Annotated in this window: 12 protein-coding genes; 3 read left to right on the forward strand and 9 right to left on the reverse strand. The window is 61.8% G+C overall.

The window, feature by feature from the left end:
• Nucleotides 1–40: 40 nt before the first annotated feature.
• Nucleotides 41–1,573, forward strand: coding sequence for an amino acid permease (locus K315_RS0103120; protein WP_029576141.1), 1,533 nt, complete (start codon nucleotides 41–43; stop codon nucleotides 1,571–1,573).
• Between the two features lie 131 nt (nucleotides 1,574–1,704).
• Here the strand turns inward: K315_RS0103120 and K315_RS0103125 are convergent, their stop codons facing one another.
• The 4 genes from K315_RS0103125 to K315_RS0103140 form a co-directional block, all read right to left on the reverse strand.
• Nucleotides 1,705–2,949, reverse strand: coding sequence for an AGE family epimerase/isomerase (locus K315_RS0103125; protein ID WP_029576142.1), 1,245 nt, complete (start codon nucleotides 2,947–2,949; stop codon nucleotides 1,705–1,707).
• A 9-nt stretch (nucleotides 2,950–2,958) separates the two neighbouring features.
• Nucleotides 2,959–3,216, reverse strand: a complete 258-nt coding sequence (locus K315_RS0103130) for a hypothetical protein (RefSeq protein WP_029576143.1) — start codon at nucleotides 3,214–3,216, stop codon at nucleotides 2,959–2,961.
• A gap of 378 nt (nucleotides 3,217–3,594) precedes the next feature.
• The gene (locus K315_RS0103135) at nucleotides 3,595–5,304 is read right to left on the reverse strand and encodes a hypothetical protein (protein ID WP_052316535.1); all 1,710 of its coding nucleotides are present in this window, start codon (nucleotides 5,302–5,304) and stop codon (nucleotides 3,595–3,597) included.
• Nucleotides 5,301–6,119 carry an ABC transporter ATP-binding protein gene (locus tag K315_RS0103140; RefSeq protein WP_029576145.1) on the reverse strand — a complete coding sequence of 273 codons (819 nt, stop codon included), beginning with the start codon at nucleotides 6,117–6,119 and terminating at the stop codon, nucleotides 5,301–5,303. The genes K315_RS0103135 and K315_RS0103140 overlap by 4 nt, the downstream gene beginning before the upstream one ends.
• A gap of 1,189 nt (nucleotides 6,120–7,308) precedes the next feature.
• Here K315_RS0103140 and K315_RS09290 point away from each other — a divergent pair.
• Nucleotides 7,309–8,238: a hypothetical protein gene (locus K315_RS09290; protein ID WP_029576147.1), complete on the forward strand. Its 930-nt coding sequence runs from the start codon at nucleotides 7,309–7,311 to the stop codon at nucleotides 8,236–8,238.
• Between the two features lie 69 nt (nucleotides 8,239–8,307).
• Nucleotides 8,308–8,970, forward strand: coding sequence for a DUF624 domain-containing protein (locus K315_RS0103155; protein WP_029576148.1), 663 nt, complete (start codon nucleotides 8,308–8,310; stop codon nucleotides 8,968–8,970).
• 111 nt (nucleotides 8,971–9,081) lie between these two features.
• Here the strand turns inward: K315_RS0103155 and K315_RS0103160 are convergent, their stop codons facing one another.
• From K315_RS0103160 to K315_RS0103180, 5 genes are all read right to left on the reverse strand, one after another.
• On the reverse strand, nucleotides 9,082–10,116 hold the full coding sequence (locus tag K315_RS0103160) for a LacI family DNA-binding transcriptional regulator (RefSeq protein ID WP_029576149.1): 1,035 nt from the start codon (nucleotides 10,114–10,116) through the stop codon (nucleotides 9,082–9,084).
• 169 nt (nucleotides 10,117–10,285) lie between these two features.
• A complete protein-coding gene (locus K315_RS0103165; protein ID WP_029576150.1) occupies nucleotides 10,286–12,958 on the reverse strand; it encodes a glycoside hydrolase family 2 protein in 2,673 nt (890 codons plus the stop codon).
• 85 nt (nucleotides 12,959–13,043) lie between these two features.
• Complete coding sequence (locus tag K315_RS0103170) at nucleotides 13,044–13,931, reverse strand: carbohydrate ABC transporter permease (RefSeq protein WP_202962325.1); 888 nt, start codon at nucleotides 13,929–13,931, stop codon at nucleotides 13,044–13,046.
• The gene (locus K315_RS0103175) at nucleotides 13,928–14,992 is read right to left on the reverse strand and encodes a carbohydrate ABC transporter permease (protein WP_029576152.1); all 1,065 of its coding nucleotides are present in this window, start codon (nucleotides 14,990–14,992) and stop codon (nucleotides 13,928–13,930) included. Before K315_RS0103175 ends, K315_RS0103170 begins: the two co-directional genes overlap by 4 nt.
• Nucleotides 14,993–15,135: 143 nt before the next feature.
• On the reverse strand, nucleotides 15,136–16,533 hold the full coding sequence (locus tag K315_RS0103180) for an ABC transporter substrate-binding protein (protein WP_029576153.1): 1,398 nt from the start codon (nucleotides 16,531–16,533) through the stop codon (nucleotides 15,136–15,138).
• Nucleotides 16,534–17,185 lie beyond the last annotated feature (652 nt).

A 17,185-nucleotide genomic window follows, 5' to 3' on the forward strand; every position in this document is an offset into this window, starting at 1 on the left:
TGATTGCCGGCGCGCGACCCGAGCGATCAGAGAGGAAAGCATGAGTACCGAGAACACCGAGCCCGCACAGGCGGGAACGCAAGGCGGGGCGCAGACCGCCACCGCAACTTCGAGCAGCCAGCCGAGCCTGCATAAATCATTGAAGAACCGGCATATCCAGCTCATTGCGCTGGGCGGAGCCATCGGCACGGGCCTGTTTTACGGGTCGAGCGAATCGATCAGCCTTGCGGGGCCGAGTATTCTGCTTGCGTATGTGATCGGCGGTCTCGCGATTTTCCTGATTGTGCGCGCGATGTCCGAGATGAGCGTCGAAGAGCCGAAAGCCGGCGCGTTCAGCTACTACGCAACCCGCTACTGGTCGAAGCGCGCTGGTTTCGTGTCCGGCTGGAATTACTGGTTCAACTACATTCTCGTGTCGATGGTCGAGCTTGCAGTGGTCGGCTCGTTCGCGAACTACTGGTTCCCGGCGATTCCGCAATGGGTATCCGCGGCGTTCTTCCTAGTACTGATCACCGCGATGAACCTGATGGGCGTCTCGAAGTTCGGTGAGTTTGAGTTCTGGTTCGCGATTATCAAGATCGCTGCGGTTCTGGCGATGATTGTCGGCGGCATTGTGGTGATCATCATGGGGATTCCGGGCATGTCCGGCGTGCGGGCGTCCTTCGCGAACTGGTTCACGATCGGTGGCGGATTCATGCCTCACGGCCTGCTGTCCCGCGGGTCTGACGGTCAGTGGACCGGCCTGCTGATGGCGCTGTGCGTGGTGATGTTCAGCTTCGGCGGCACCGAGCTGATCGGCGTGACCGCGGGCGAGGCGGAGGATCCGCGCACCACCATTCCGAAGGCGACGAACGGCGTTATCTGGCGCATCCTGGTCTTCTATGTCGCCGCGCTCGGCGTGATCATGGCGGTGGTGCCGTGGAACACGATCGACGGCAAGTCAAGCCCGTTTGTGCAGATTTTCGATTCCGTGGGCGTGCATGCGGCCGCCGGCATTCTCAACTTCGTGTGCCTGACCGCGGTGATGAGCGTCTACAATTCTGGCCTGTATTCGAACTCGCGCATGCTGTATTCGCTGGCGAAGCAGGGCAACGCGCCCGCGTATCTCGGCCGCCTGAACAAGCGTGGCGTGCCTGCCGCGGCAGTGCTGACCTCGGCTGCGATCACGGTGATTGCCGTGGTGGTGGTGTTCCTGTGGCCGCAATTCGCGTTCAACTACCTGATGAGCATCGCCACGATTGCCGCAGTGATCAACTGGTCGATGATCATGCTCACCGAAATGCACTTCCGCAAGGCCGTCGCAGCGGGTGACGGGCCGAATGAGCTCGCCGGACGCAGTGGGCAGGACGCGCTTGACGCGATTCACTTCAAGCTGCCGCTCGCCAGGGTCACGCCATGGCTGGTGCTCGCGTTCATGGCGCTTGTGGTCGTGCTTATGTGCTTCTCCCCCAGCTATCGTGTGGCCGTAGTGACCGGCCCGATCTGGCTCGCCGTACTGCTCATCGCCTACCAGCTGACCGTCTCCCGCAAGAACGCCGGCGCCGGCGATACCACCGGCACGACGCAAGCCTGAGCCCAATGCCCGCCCCTGTCCAGAGGGCGCAAGCCACAACAGAAGTGGGCCGCTTCCCTGTTGGAGGAAGCGGCCCACTTGCGGAAGAAGGAGTTCAAAGAAGAGTAGAAGAATACCGTGTTGGGCTTATGTCAGCCTTCTTTCGTCGCGACGGAGATGGACAGGCTCGGGTCGCGCAGCGGGATCATCATCGACTGCGTGGCATGGTACAGGTCGGACTTGCCGGGCCACACGGTGGTCATGAGCTTGTTTTCGCAATCAAGCTGGTGGAACCAGGAGCCGTTCTTGTGGTCGATCACATTGGCGTCAAGATACTGCAGGAACGTGGAGTACCAGTTGAGATACACGTCCTTGCCGGTGACGCGGGCAAGCGTGGACGAGGTGTTGATTGCCTCGGCAAGCGTCCAATGCATGCGGTCGTGGACGACCGGCTTGCCTTCCCAGTCCGTGGTGTACACGATGCCGGGGGCGCCGTCGGCGTTCCAGCCGTCAGCGACAGCGCGGGCGAAGAGGTGCTCGGCGATATCGACCAGGCGCTGCTTTTCGGCCTCGTCGATCTTCGCGCTCAACGCATACTGCGTGATTAGACGCGCCCATTCGATGCCGTGGCCCGGGGTCGCGCCGTACGGCTTGAACTGGTCATCGGGCTTGTCGCGGTTGAACTCGAGCGCCGGCTTCCAGTCGGAGGTGAAATGCTCGGGGATACGCCATTCGTTCTCGGACGCCCATTTGGTCACATGCGCGATGATGCGGCCGGCACGGTCACGCCAGCCTTCGTCGCCGGTCACGTCGGCGACCGCGAGGAACGCCTCGACGGAGTGCATGTTCGCGTTGAGTCCGCGGTAGGGGTCGAGCTCAGTGAACTCGGTGTTCCACGTGTCCACGGAAAGCCCTTCGTGCGCATCCCAGAAATACTTGAGGAAGATTTCCTCGGCATCGTCGAGGAGCTCCTGCGCACCAGGACGCCCGATCAGTGTGGCGGACGATGCCGCGAGCAGCACGAATGCGTGTGCATACGCCTGCTTGTCGGGCGTGTAGTCGCCGGTCGGGGTGACAGCGGGATACCAACCGCCATTGGCGTCATCGTGCAGCTCGCCGCGCAAGCCCTTGAGACCCGCGTCCACGAGCTCAGCGGCACCCGGATGTCCGACCAGCACGCCCAGCGAATACACATGGGTCATGCGGCAGGTAATCCAGGTCTCGCGATTGCGATCCGTCCACGGGGTGCCGTCATCGCCCAGCCAGTATGAGCTGCCGCCGGGAGATGGGAACCGATGACCGAACGCCATAAGGCTTTCGCGTTGTTCATCGAGGAACTGCTTGTTTTCAGGGGTGCCGAGCTGATACTTCGCTTCGGGTGATGCTTGCTCTGCCATGTGGACGCGTTACCTTTCTTGATCTTGTTCCGCGCTGTGGTCTTGTACACCGCGCAAGCCTGTGAGCATTGCTGCCGCCAGCAGGCACGCGGCATACGCGATTGCGATGACGCTGATGACGACACCGGCGACTGCGGCAACCGCCGCCGCGGACGACACCGCCGCGCTGCTGAAAGCCGCCGCCAGCAAAGCCACGCCGATAAGCAACGCCGCCGCCGGAGCCACGAACCATGTGGCCTTCAACCGTGGAAGCACTAGGGTGGTCATAACGTGCATCCTTTCTCGTCGTTGGTTCCTGGCACCATCACCAGCTGAACCGTTTAAGCTCACTGTACGACAACTTAATCGGTTATGCAAGCGGGCGTGTTGCCCCGATTCCCCAAGCATGACGCCATGATTTCGCTTGACACGCGACATCACGCGAGCGAATAATACCTACTGAAATTCGCAGAAATTCAGCGTTCAGGACTTACCGAAGCAGCGCAGAATCCACACAGGCGCAGTACAAGGTCCCAACCACCGGTGCAGGCCACGCGCAATCACGGCATACCACTGGCACCGAACCGTTACCACCAACCAACCCGCGATGCGACCCCACCGCCATGCACCGGCATGATCAATGCTCCTGTGCACGCCATTGCGCCGCTATTGCAGCGACGCGAAATCACGCAGATGCTCAAGCACCTTCAGCTGCCGCTCATCAAGCGCAATACCGCCAAGCCACGTCCCCAGCACCAAGACGCCGACACCGTTCACCAACGCGGTGCAAGCGACACCCAACGGCAATCCAGCACCGCCAACGTCCGCCGCGCCGAGCGCCGCCGCAGCCAACGCCGTCGGCAGCAGCATCACCATGGAAGCAACGATGTGAATCATCGGAATCAATGCCTGACTCGCCGCACGGCCCTGAGGCGTGGAAAACGGCCGGTCCGCCGGAGCGATCGGATACATGAACACCGGCGAAATCACTTCGGCCACACCAATGGCGCACAATCCAAGCCCCACACTCAACGCCCAAAACATCACGGACATCTCCAAACCCGCCCCAGGCTTCCAAGCGTCGGTCACCGCCACGCACACCACAGAAAGCAACGTCAGGTAGGCAAGAATAATCACCACATGCACACGCACGCGGCCACGCCGGTCATCAATCCCCCGCACGCCGCTCAACGCTTCGAGCGTGAATCCCAGCCCGTCATAGGCGACACCGTTGCCCTCGATCGCGGCGAGCATCAGCCCGCCCGTCGCAACAGCGAACCAGACCGCATACCGCATATCCCCCGGCTGCAACATCATCGCCACCAATACCAGCACGGGCGCCGCATACATGACCAACTGCCTGGGATCGCGGCGCAAATACGTCGCCAACCGCGCGGAAATAGCCCCAGACACGCTGTCGGGCACACGGGCGAAAATGCCGATGCCGTGCTGCATCTGCACCGCCCCCGTCCTGCCGCCGACCGTGCGTTCCCTACGCAGACACCACAGGCACGCCCGATAGCATACCCAACAAGTGACGGCAATAATCATCAGGCGCAACACCAGCAAGCCCCACCGCCCCCGACCTGCATCAAACGGCAATTGGAAAGCCGCGCCGAACGGCGTCCACGCGGCGACCACCGCATATTTCGCGTAGGTGACCTCGCCCACACCGGAGCTCATCAGGATATTCGGCAGCTGGAATACGAAGAAACACAACGGCATACTCAGGATGTACAGCCAACTGCGGGTGCGTCTCGAATCCGCGAGCACGGAAAACAGGGAAATCAACGCTTTCGACATGGCCAGGAGCACAGCAATCGCGACCGGGGCCGACAGGATCGCAACCACGGTCATCGCCGCACTCGTACCGCGGTATATCGGCGCGAACGCCAGCAAGGCGAGCATGCCGCAAATCCCCGGGAGGCCGCACATGCCGGCGGCGAACAAGCCACGCGTCAGCTTGCCGTCATCAATGCCGAACAACTTGAATTTCAACGGGTCCATGGCGCTTGCCTGACCGACATACATCAGCTGGAACAGCAAGACGCCCAGCATGGCGACCGCCCCGCCCAGCACCACACTCGTATTGAGCAGATCGCCGGCGCGGGTTGAAGCCGGCATAGCGTCACCGCCGAATCTCAGCGAGACGATAGCGGCGGCCGCAACCAGGCATACGGCAAACACCAGGGACACGACGACGGCAATGATCCGCTGCGGGGAATGCCGCAACGACGCGAAGGTCAGGGCCCAGCGCAGACGAATCAGTGTGGCAGCCACCTTGGGCGTGGCGGACGGGGTGACGGAAGGGGTACCAGGGTGCGTGTCGGAAGAGGTGCCGGAAAGAGTGGCGGAGTGCGTGCCGGAGGAAGTCATTGCGCGCCCCCATCCAGCCAAGCGATGTGCGCGGCGCCATGCCGCCCGCCAACCAGTTGCAGGAAACGCTCCTCAAGATCTTCTCCGGCCGCCACTTGGCCAATCGTCCCGGCGGCGCACACCACGCCCTGGTTGATCACGGCGACATGCGTGCACATCTTCTCGACAAGCGCCATGACATGCGAGGAGATAATCACGGTTCCGCCCGTGGACACGTATTCGATGAGAATATCCTTGAGATTGGCGCTGGAGACCGGGTCAACCGATTCAAATGGTTCATCAAGCACCAGAATGCGCGGGCTGTGGATCATCGCGCACGCCAGGCAGATCTTCTTGGTCATGCCGGCTGAATAATCGGCAACCATGACATTGGCGGCATTGGACAGATCGAAAGCCGCAAGCAGATCGCCGGCGCGTTGCAACGCCTTCGCCCGGGGCATCCCACGCAACATGCCGCAATACACGAGCAGCTGCATGCCGGTCAGGCGGTTGAAGATTTGATCAGGCTGCGGCATCACGCCGATCGTGCGTTTTGCGGCGTTCACATCACCCCACACGTCCCGCCCGAGAATGGTCACGATACCACCATCGGGGCGCAGCAGGCCGGTGACCATGTTGAGCGTGGTGGTTTTCCCAGCGCCATTTGGGCCGACCAAGCCGTAGAAGGACCCAACAGGAATATCAAGCGATAGGCCATTGACAGCAACCTTGTCACCGAACCGTTTCAACAGGCCGCGAATGGACACGGCGGCCGAGGGATTGGGCTGGGGCTGCATCATTGCGGGTATGGCAGGGGTCGCTGGCATCGCCGGCATCGCTGGCACTGCCGGTACTGTGGGCATCACCGTTGGCATCGCGGACGTCACAGGCGTCACAGGCGTCACCGGTACCGCTGGCATCGTTGGCATCACGGACATCACAGGCGTCGCTGACACGGGTGATATCACGGGCCCCGCCGGTACTGTGGGCGTCGCCGGTACTGTACCGCGGGGGTCGGGAGCAACGGACAGAAAACGGACAGGTTGCTCCGCATTGTCTAGACTCATGGATTCAGGCTAGCACGAGGTATTGCAAAGGTTGCGGAGATGCGGGGACTGCGCGGATTGCGGACGAGAGGTTATGGGCAGGTAGCCGCGGAAATCACGGGCTCGGCAGGCTTGATGGGCCATTACGAGGATTGAGAGTTCGCGCGCATGCCGGGGTATACACAACGCGCAGTATCGCCGATCCCGACTGGGGATTCGCTAGCATCCGCCGGCACACGTGTGCCCACGCGCGCGAAACCTGCAACACCACCGGCACACTCGAATCGGATCCACCGACAACCGCCGACACACGTATGCCCACGCACGCAAAACGCGCAACACCGCAACAATCACCCAACCGAATACGAGACAACTGCCGCCATACGCATGCCCGGGCACACGCGGGACGGCACACGCACAAGCCGGACTTCACGGACCGACCAGCATCCGACGACTTACGCATGCCGGTGCATACGCGGCATCGCAGCACGTCGTTGCCGCGGGGATACAGCAGCCCGGGCAGACTCAGCACGCTGTATTACTACTGTCGCCTCGGAACCGTGATGGTTGTTATGTGAGCCAAACCTCACACAACCACATCCGCAGACGGTCAAACGCCCAATCCAGACCATCCCGGCAGTCATCGTGCGAGTGAATCTTCGCACAACCACAGTCGAGGACAGCCAATCCACAGATTCCGACCGTCTCCAGTCCAACCGTGTGAGCCGAGCCTCACACACTCGACATCACTCGATTTCACGCTTAGAGCCGACACGAATTAATCGGTTCATATCCACGACGATTCGGCGTATACTTGACTGCGTTTGCGGCAACGGCGCATTCGCAGCGCGGCACGAACACGCACCACACCGTGCACATCAACAGTGCACACCACGCCACGCGCACACAGTGTGCGCGGTGACAACACCGGATTGGGGCCGCCGCAGGCCACGTCGACAATCCGCGGAAGGGAGCCAACATGACATCCGACCAGTCATCAGACCAGCTGCCGGAAACCGCGCAGGGCACACCCCGGGAACCAGACAAGACCAGAAGCGCCGCGCGCGCCACATCCGCGGAATCAAACCAAACACGGCGGCAAACACCAGCTCAAACACCAGCCCCAACCCTCACACAAGACACCACCGCCCCACGCCGCTCCGACTTGCCGCTCGACGACCGGGAACGTGCCATCGTCAGCCAGCTTTCCCGGCATAACCCGTACCACGGCATGTCCCGCATCGCGACGCTGCGCGCCCTTCCGCGCAACAGGAAATGGACGTATTTCCGCCAGGCGTTGCTCGCACGGGTACTCGCCGTCATCGCGGCGGTCGTCGTCGCGGTCATGCTGGCCGTGCATCTGCTCACCCCGGTCGCCAGCCCTCGGCTGTACGTAGCCGTCATCGACGGGGCGCTCGACACCCAGGACGGCACATCGCTGCAAACCGCCACCGCCCGCGCGCTGAACCTGCCCGAAGGCCGCGACGGCGGCGTGCGCATCGACACCTACTTCAACCTGGACACCGACGGGCTTGACAAACTCCAGACCATGCTCAGCAGCGGGGATATCGACGTCATCATCGCCAATTCGAAAGATTTCAAGCAACTCGCCGGATACGGGTACTGCGTGCCGCTGGGCAGCGCGCTCGACGGCACACAGCAGCACCAGCTCGCCGCATCCTATGTGTCACTGAACGGCTTCAGTGACGCGCATGACGACGACATGGACTACAACGGCAGCGGCAAAGGATCCAAACAGCCGTTCGGCCTCAAGCTTTCAGGCTTCGCGAACTGGACCACCTGGCAGAGCGCCAGCGCCGACGCCCTCGTCGGGTTCGCCCAGGATTCGCGCAACAAGACGACGGCACAGCAGTTCATCGATTATCTTCGCGACGCGAAGGACGTCTGAGCGCCCGGCAACACGCGCCGCCGTCTTCCCCTTCCCGCCCACAGCACACCACAGAAAGAACGAACCTAGATGCCTATTTTCGACCAAGACAACCCGTTCAACGATTTCATGTCGCATCTCGGCGATATGGCCATGGCGAATGTCGCGTGGGCCGTATGCAGCCTGCCGGTCGTGACGATCGGGGCCTCGACGTCCGCACTGTTCGACGTCGCCCGCGCCATCGACGAAGGCGACGACAGCCACGTACTGAAGCGCTTCTGGTCGGCGTTCACCCGGCGGATCGGCACAACGCTGCTGATCGGCATCATCTATCTGGCGTTCTTAGGGCTCATCGCTTTTGATATGTGGTACACCAGCAGCTCCGGCAACGGCGACCTCAACGCCATCAACTACGGCATCTGCATCGCCATCGGCATCATCGGCGCGATATGCTCCGCGTATGTGCTGCCCTTGGCCTCGCGCAGCAATCTGCCAGCCGGCGGTCAGTTCAAGCGTTCCGCCGCACTGGTCGCCGCACACCCGGTCGCGGCGCTCTCGGCCTTCGCTTTGGCCGCGATCCCGTGCATCATCGCCGTATGGATGCCCGGCGGCCTGTTCTTCGTGATCTTCTTCTGGGGCCTGCTGTTCGCCGGGTGCAGCAGCTGGCTGACCGCCGTGCTCATGCGCCAGCAGCGCGTGTTCGCAGACCCGCTGGTCACCGTTGACGAGGCACCGACCGCGGCACGCCGCTGACACGAGTCACCCGGACGCCGGGCTCCCTGCCTCTGCCGACGCCAACAATCACCCCAGCGTCGGCAGAGGCTTTCGTTGGCGCGGAAAGCCGCAAACCATCTGGGACTTGCGTCAGGCCTCGGTGCGCGGGGCGGCCGTCGAGCCGCGGGGAATCAGGTGATAGTTCGGCTCAAGCTGGTTATCCACGTGCTGCCCGTTGATCATCGCGTACAGCATCGGGACGATTTTCGCGCCGAGCTTCGGGATATCGCGGGCCAGCGCGGTCAGTGATGGGCTGGTCGCCGTGCACATGTAGGAGTCGTCCCAGGACATGAGCGACAGGTCGTCCGGCACGTGCAGGCCCTTGGCGACCGCCACGTGCAGGCCCTCGACCGTCATCACGTCGTTGTCGTACACAATCGCGGTCGGCGCGCTCGGCAGTGACAGCAGGCGTTCCGTGCATTCGCGGCCCTGTTCGGGCGAGTAGTCGGAGTGCAGGCAGTCGTATGCCATCGAGTATTTCGAGGTCTCCTCGTTGAATACGCGGTCGCGGATGTACGTGTGCCCGAACCGTTCGGGACCGGCTACACGTGCGATATGCCGGTGTCCCAGCTCATGCAGGTACTCAACGATCTGGCGGGCGCCGTCGGCGTCGTTGCTGCTGACGGTCGTCAGCTGGCCGGAGACCGAGGGGTCGGAGAAAACAAGCGCGCGGACTTCGGGATGCTGCTGGTACAGCTCGACGCGGGCGTCGCCGATCTCCACGTTGAAGATGAGCACGGCGTCCACGCTGCCGGCCGCGATCCAGTTGCGATGCACACGAAGCGCTTCAGTCTCGTTGCGGGCGAAGCGCAGCAGCAGCGAATAGTCCTCTTTTTCGAGTTCGACGCCGATGCCGGAGAACAGCTCCATGAAGTAGGGTTCCACACCGAGCAGCTTGCTGCCGGCGGTCATGACCACGCCGATGCTGTGCGTCTTGGCCACTGACAATGCCTTGGCCGCGCTGTTGGGTTTCCAGCCCATTGAGTCGGCGACTTCCAGCACTTTTTTACGCGTTTTCTCGGAGACGCCGGGTTTACCGTTTAAGGCGTACGAAACCGCGCTGTTGGACACTCCCGCCGCTTTGGCGACATCGGTGATGGTTACCTTGGTTTTCGCGCCTGTCATATCCCGCGTACTCCGTTTCTTGTCGCATCCTACTGAAATCAATGCTGAAATTCATCGTATCCCGATGCAACGTCAATGTTCGTGCCGAACACCAAATACGACAATGCCGGTGCGGCGGGGACACCCATGCCCCCTGCCGCACCGGCATGTGATGACGCGGTACCGGACTTTACCGTTTCAAGTCGTTGGCACACCGCAGCACGTTCGGCGCCGCGAAGCGTTCGGGATCGACATCGGCATCGCTGCTGATCGACCATGTCACCGATTCTCCCGGCAGCAGGGTCACCATGCCGCCGTCCACGGAAGCGTCCGCATCGACCTTGTCGGCCATGCAGAACACATCACGGGCGTAGGCGTGGGCGGTGAGCGTCATGGCGTAGCCGTGGTCCGTCTTCTCGACCTTCACGTCAAGCGGTTTTGCCTGAAGCTTCTGGCCGATGACCTCGGCGCCGTTGAACACCGCTCGTGCGAAGCCCGGCTGGTCCGCCACCGCGACAATGATCTCACTCGAGGCATCCGCGAAGGTCGCGACCTCGGGCTCGAGATACACCGTGACGTGGTCGACAGCGCCAAGCGACACCTCGATGCGCTGGCTGGCCAGGACTTCGCCTTCCAGCGTGCGCCGCTCGACCGTCCACGTACCGGCCCACGGCTCGCGCGTATCGTTGAGCACGACAAGCGCCAGCTTGTCGGCGGCCGGGCGCTTGCCCTCCCAGCTGCGGTCCTCCCACTGCTTCTTGGAGATACGCGGCTGGATTGTCGCCAGACGCGGCGCGAAGAAGTCGCGGGACGCATACCACAACGGTTTGCGATGGCCGTCATAATCGACCGCCGCCCACGAGACGACAGGCCAGTCGTCGTTGAGCTGCCAGATCAGCGCGCCTGCGTTGATCGGCTCCAGCGAGCGCATATGCTCGACGCCGAAGCGGATCGCCTGCGCCTGCTGCAGCTGGCAGGCCCAATGCCAATCCTCGATATCGTCCCAGTTGTCGGTGGGAATCAGCCAGTCGCGGGTGCCGTCGGCCTTGTAGCTCACGTCGTCGATGTCACCGGGGGTCAGGTGCGAGCGCATGCCGCGGGCGAGCTTGTAGTTGCCGCCCATGGCTTTCTGGTGCACGAGCATCTGGTCGCCGAAGGGCTCAAGCGGTTCATCATGGACGACGCGGGTCAGCGTGCTCCATGCCGGGGGCGCCTGGTAGCCGAATTCGTCGGCGAAGCGCGGCGTGTAGTCGGCGTACTTGCGGTAGTCCATGCGGTTCCACACGTCCCAGATGTGCATGGTGCCGTCGGTGTCGAGGTTCGCGTCGGTGAACTTGGTGAAGCTCATCGGGGAGCTGGGCAGGTAGACGTGCGTGGGGTCAAGCTCGGCGAGCAGCTGTGGGAAGAGCTGCGCGTAGTAGTAGTCGCCCCATCCTTTTTCGCCGTAGCCGTATTCGTTTGCCGGCCGGTCGTCGTCGCGCAGGGCCTGCTTGTAGCCGCCCCACTGCGCGTAGGCGACATAGTTCTCGTTGGAACCGTTCCACACAATCAGGCTCGGGTGCGGGCACAGGCGGGTGATCTGCCCGCGGGCCTCTGCCTCGATTTCGGAGCGGGTGTCCGCGTCCTCGCTGTAGGCGGCGCAGGCGAGCATGAAGTCCTGCCAGACCATGACGCCGAGCTCGTCGGCCAGGTCGTAGAAGTCGTCGGACTCGTAGATGCTGCCGCCCCAGGCGCGCACCATGTTCGAGTTGGACTCCACCAGGTCGTGGAAACGCTTGGTGTAGAAGGCGCGGTCGGCCCGGGACATGAACGCGTCGATCGGCACCCAGTTGTAGCCGCGGGCGTGCACCGGCACGTTGTTGACGTAAATCTGGAACGGGCGTCCGACCTCGTCGGCACGCGTGTCCACGTGGACGGCGCGGAAGCCGATGCGGCCAGACCATTCGGCCTCGCCGTCATCAGTGGTGACGGCAACGTCATACAGCGGCTGGTCGCCGTAGCCGAGCGGCCACCACAGCTTGGCGTCCGGGACCGCGATCTTCACGGTCGCGCTGTCGCGCCCGGCTTCGATGACGCCGGAGACCTTGGCGTCGGTGCCGTTGCCGTTCAGCGCCACCGTGAACGGGACCGGGGTCTGCCCGGCGTGGGCGTCCATCGGGTCCATGACGCGACCCTTGCCGGCACGCTCGATATCCACGGTGCAGGTGAGCACGCCGGTACCGTCGTCGAGCACATCAACCAGCGGACGGACGGCCTTAAGCCGTTCACCGGACCACGAGTCGATGCCGATCTGCTGCCAGATGCCGGCGTTGGCCACGTCGATACCCCAATCCCATCCGAACTGGTAGGACGGCTTGCGCAGCTGGTTGAAGGCGTGGTGCTCGGTATGCGGGTAGTAGCCGAGTTCCTGTTCGCGACGGTCGGATTCGCACACGGACGAGGCGAAGGTGACGACAAGCTGGTTCTCGCCCTCGCGCAGCTGGCCACGCACATCCCAGCGGTACGTGCGATGGTAGTTCTGCGCGTTGCCGACCAGCTGGCCGTTGAGCGTGACCGTGGCCACGGTATCGAGCCCGTAGGCCACCAGGTCGTGGCGTTCCTTGCCGTCGTCATGCCAGTCGAAGACGAGGCGGTACTGCCAGTCGATGTCGCCGATCCACTGCTGGTGTTTCTCGTTGTCGCCGTCGAAGGGGTCGGCGATCAGGCCGGCGGAGACCAGGTCGAGGGTCACCTCGCCCGGCACGGTCGCGGGGATGCCTACCGCGATGCGGTCACGCAGTGCTTCCGGGGCGACTTGCGGGTTGAGTGCGCGGACGCTCCAGCCATCGGCGAGCACGGCGAAGGTATGAGGGGTGTGAGTCATGATGGTTCCTTTTCATAGCCGTGGGCTGTACCGGTTAAGCAGCACAGCACAGCCCACGAGTTCTCGGATAGTCGGCGGACGGCGGTCAGCCCTTGACCGCGCCGGCGGCGATGCCGTTGTAGAGCTGCTTCTGGAACAGCAGGAACAGGATGAGCATCGGCAGCAGCGTGATGATCACGCCGGCGCAGATGAGGTTGTAGCGGCTGCCCATCGGGCCGGTGAAGGAGTACAGCGCGATGGCGACCGTCTTCAGGTTGGTGTCCTGCAGGTAGAGGTTCGCCGAGTAGTACTCGTTGTACACGCCGACGCCCTTGAGGATCATGCAGGTCACGATGGCCGGCTTGAGCAGCGGCAGCAGGATCTTCGAATAGACGGTGAAGTAGCTTGCGCCGTCCACGATGGCGGATTCATCCAGGGAGACCGGGATGTTCTCGAAGTACTGGATGAACACGTAGATGGAGATCACGTCCGTGCCGCACATCATGAGGATGTAGCCCCACAGGGTGTTCACCGCGTGCATGTTGACCATCATCTTGTACAGGGAGACCTGCATGGCGATGCCCGGCAGCAGGGCGGCGAGCGCGAACATGCCGCGGATCAGGGCGTTGCCCGGGAAGCTGAAGCGGCTCAGCACGTAGGCGAGCTGGGTGCCGATGATCGTGGTGACCACCAGGACGACGATCAGCACGATGAAGGAGTTGCGGAACGCGACACCCATGTTCGAGTACTTGAACGCTTTCACGTAGTTCTCGAAGTTGAACCAGTTGGATGGCAACTGCATGACCGTGGTCGACTGGTATTCCTTGTCGGTCTTGGCTGCGGTCACGAAGCAGCTGACGACCGGCAGGACCGCCCAGAACGCCACGAAAATCAGGCTGAAGTACTTGAGGAAGACGAAGAACCCGACCTTGAACCTGTACCAGGGGGTCGCACCCTTGTCGATCTGCTTGGTCTTGGTAGCTGCGGACATCATGCCACCGCCTTTCCGGTTGCGCTCTTCGAGGCGCCGTCGCGGAACAGGGCCGCGTTCCTGCGCTGCAGCTTGCGACGCTGCTTTTCCATCTTCTTGGCTTTCTTCAGGGCTTTCTGGGTGCCGTCATCGGCGTCCCTGAACACGTAGGCGAACAGGAGCTTCTGCAACAGCGCGCATATCAGGATGATGACGAGCAGGACGATCGCCATGGCGGACGCCAGGCCGACCTTCTGGTTGGTGTGGGCGAGATGATCCATGAGCACGAAGTAGGTGGCCGTGCCATTGGCGCCGGTCGTGATGACGAATGGGGCCTCGAAGGCGGACAGCGAACCGGTGATCGACAGGATCACGTTGAGCACGAGGATCGTCTTGATACCAGGCAGGATGATGTGACGGAACTGCTGGAACTTGTTCGCGCCATCGATCTCGGCCGCCTCATAGAGCGAGGAATCGATGGACATCATCGAACCGATGAACAGGATCACGTTCTGGCCCAGGTAGCGCCAGATGGAGGTGCCCACGAGGGACCAGTTGTTGATGCGCTGGTCCTTGAGCCAGTACGGCAGGCTCTTGAGGTCGAAACCGCACCATTGCAGCACGGAGTCAAAGACGAAGCCGCGAGTGAAGAAGAACTTGAAAATAAAGCCGATGGCGATGCCGTTGATCAGATAGGGGAAGAAATACACTGCCTTGAAGAAATTGCCGCATTTGACCTTGAAGGACAGCACAGTCGCCAGATACAGGGCCAGAGCAACCTGAAGCAGTGCGCCGACCATGTAGTAGAGGCTGAGCTTAAGCGACGAAAGCGTGTCGGGGCGGGTGAACACCTGCACGTAATTGTCAAGGCCGACCCAGCGCGGCGTACCGATGTACTTCATCTTGTAGAAGCTGTAGCCGATCATACTGCCGAACGGCACGTATGTGAAGACCACCAGCAGCGTCACAGGAATCAGGCAGAACAGAACGATGATCACGCCCCTGCGCCAGTCCCGTGGTTGCGTATTGAACGGCACATCGGCCCGGGTCTCGTCAACCGTTGCGCCTGCTGTTGTTGCAGTCACTGTATTCCCCTTTTTCTCTTGATACCTTCTTGATACCTTCTGTGGTTTCTCGGCCGTTCAGGGAACCGGCCGGTGAACGTCATCATGCGGTCGGCCCGACGCCTAGGCTCAGGAGCCGGGCCGACCGCATGATGGTCGAGGTGTTACTTGGCGACCGTGGTGTACTTGACGCTCACGCCCTCGGTCTTGAGGGCGTCGTTCCACTTGGAGTTCCACTCCTTGACCAGGGCGTCGTAGGACTCGTCGCCGTTGGCGGCGTGCTCGACGATGGCCTGGACTCGCTTGTCGCCGCCGGCGTTGATGGCGAGCTCGGAATCGGAGTTGAGGTCGTTGAAGAGATCTTCCTCGCCGGAGACCGCAGGCTCGTCCTCGAGGAACTTCACCTTGTCGAACTGGGAGTAGAGGTCCGGGAGCTTGGTGTCGCTCTTCGCGACGCCGATGCCGCCCTCGTTGTAGGCGAAGCCGGACTTCTCGGTCATCCACTTTACGAAAATCATCGAGGCTTCCTGGTTGTCGGCAGAAGAGCTCTTGTTGATGCCGTAGGAGTAGTCAGCGGCGGAAGTCGTGTACTGCTTGCCCTTGACGGAGATCGGGAACGGCATGTAGCCGACATCGTCGGGGTTGTCGCCGGCCTGCTGCATCTGGGACACGGCCCAGGAGCCGAGCACCATGGTGGCGATCTCGCCGTTGTTCATCTTGGACTTGGAGCCTTCCCAGTCGGTGGTGGAGTAGTCGTCCTCGGTGAGCTTGTCCTTGACGGCGTCGTAGAGGATCTTGTACACGTTGTAGGCGTGGGTGCCGTCCTTCGGATCGGAGAACGGGTCCTTGGTGTGCAGCAGCTCCTGGTTCATGTACTTGGCGTCGCCGGTAGCGGTGCCGCCGATGTAGGAATCCCAGGCGCCCATGGTCCAACCGGCCGCATAGTTGGTGTACAGCGGGATGGCCTTGGTCTTTTCCTTGATGGCCTTGAGGTCCTCGATGAACTCGTCCGGAGTGGTAGGCAGCTTGTCGACGCCGGCTTCCTTGAAGACCTTCTTGTTGTAGACGACGCCGACAGCGTTGCCGGTTGCCGGGACGCCGTAGACCTCGCCCTTGTATTCCTGGGCGTGCACGTATTTGATTTCGTTGCTCATGGCGTCGGTCTTGCCATAAGACAGGAAGTAGTTGCTGAGCTCGGACTTGTCGACCGCCGGGATGAGCATGACATCGCCCCAGTCACCGCCCTGCAGGCGGGTCAGCGCGCTGTTCGCGTAGTCCGTGCCGCCGGAGACCTTGACGGTGATGTTCGGATACATCTTGTTGAACTCTGCAAGATACTGCTTCCAGCTGGTGCCGGTGTAGGAATCCTGCAGCATATCGGTACGGTTGGTGTACACCTTGATGGTGGTCTTAATGTCCTTGCCAGTGGTGCCAAGCTTGATTTCCGGGTAGCTCACGTTCGTAGCGCTCTTGGAGCCGCCATTGCTTCCACCGCACGCTGCCAGGCTGATTGCACAGGTAGCCGCGACCGCTGCCGCCGTGATCTTGGTGATGACTTTCATCCTGTTCTCCTCATTGATGGGTTCGGACCCGGGAGCTTGCGCCGCCCGCGCCCTGTTGCTTCCGTCGTCTCATCACTGAACCGTTGCGGAAGATCTATCTGAAGGCTCCGTAACCGGCGCCTCCGTGATGACGATGTTCAGACTAACGCATGCTTTGCGGCTTGTCAACCGGTTAAGTTCCCGACACGCCGACAGCCCGGTTCACTGACCGTTCAGTTCTGCATTTCAGTTGACGCAGCTCGCGGAGCGGTACCGCTAAGTGGCTAATTTCCAACGATTTTATGGTTCCTCTCCCGATTAATCCAACCGAGGAGATGACGCCGATTTAGGCTGAATCATTCATGAAACGCTTAATCATCGCCATCCATCAGAGACCGCCCGTATGTCCGGAGGCACCATGTCCTAATCCCTTGAGCTGTCAAGCATTCGCGGCATGACGCTTACCTCTTCCGTTGCGCTCGACATGACTAAGCAGACGACACGCCGTGCATATGTCGAATTCGGCGATTGTCGCGGTATGTTTTCGACCGCAAGACCACCAATACCGGTCCAACGTACATTGAAGCGTTTCAGTTCGCAGGCCGTCGAAAGAGACCGCTACTGTAATCTGCGCCTTGAAACCCCGCACGGGCGCGCCACGCAAAGCAAAGCT

Origin of the sequence: Bifidobacterium thermacidophilum subsp. thermacidophilum DSM 15837, from assembly GCF_000426425.1 — a bacterium.
GTDB classification, from domain to species: domain Bacteria; phylum Actinomycetota; class Actinomycetes; order Actinomycetales; family Bifidobacteriaceae; genus Bifidobacterium; species Bifidobacterium thermacidophilum.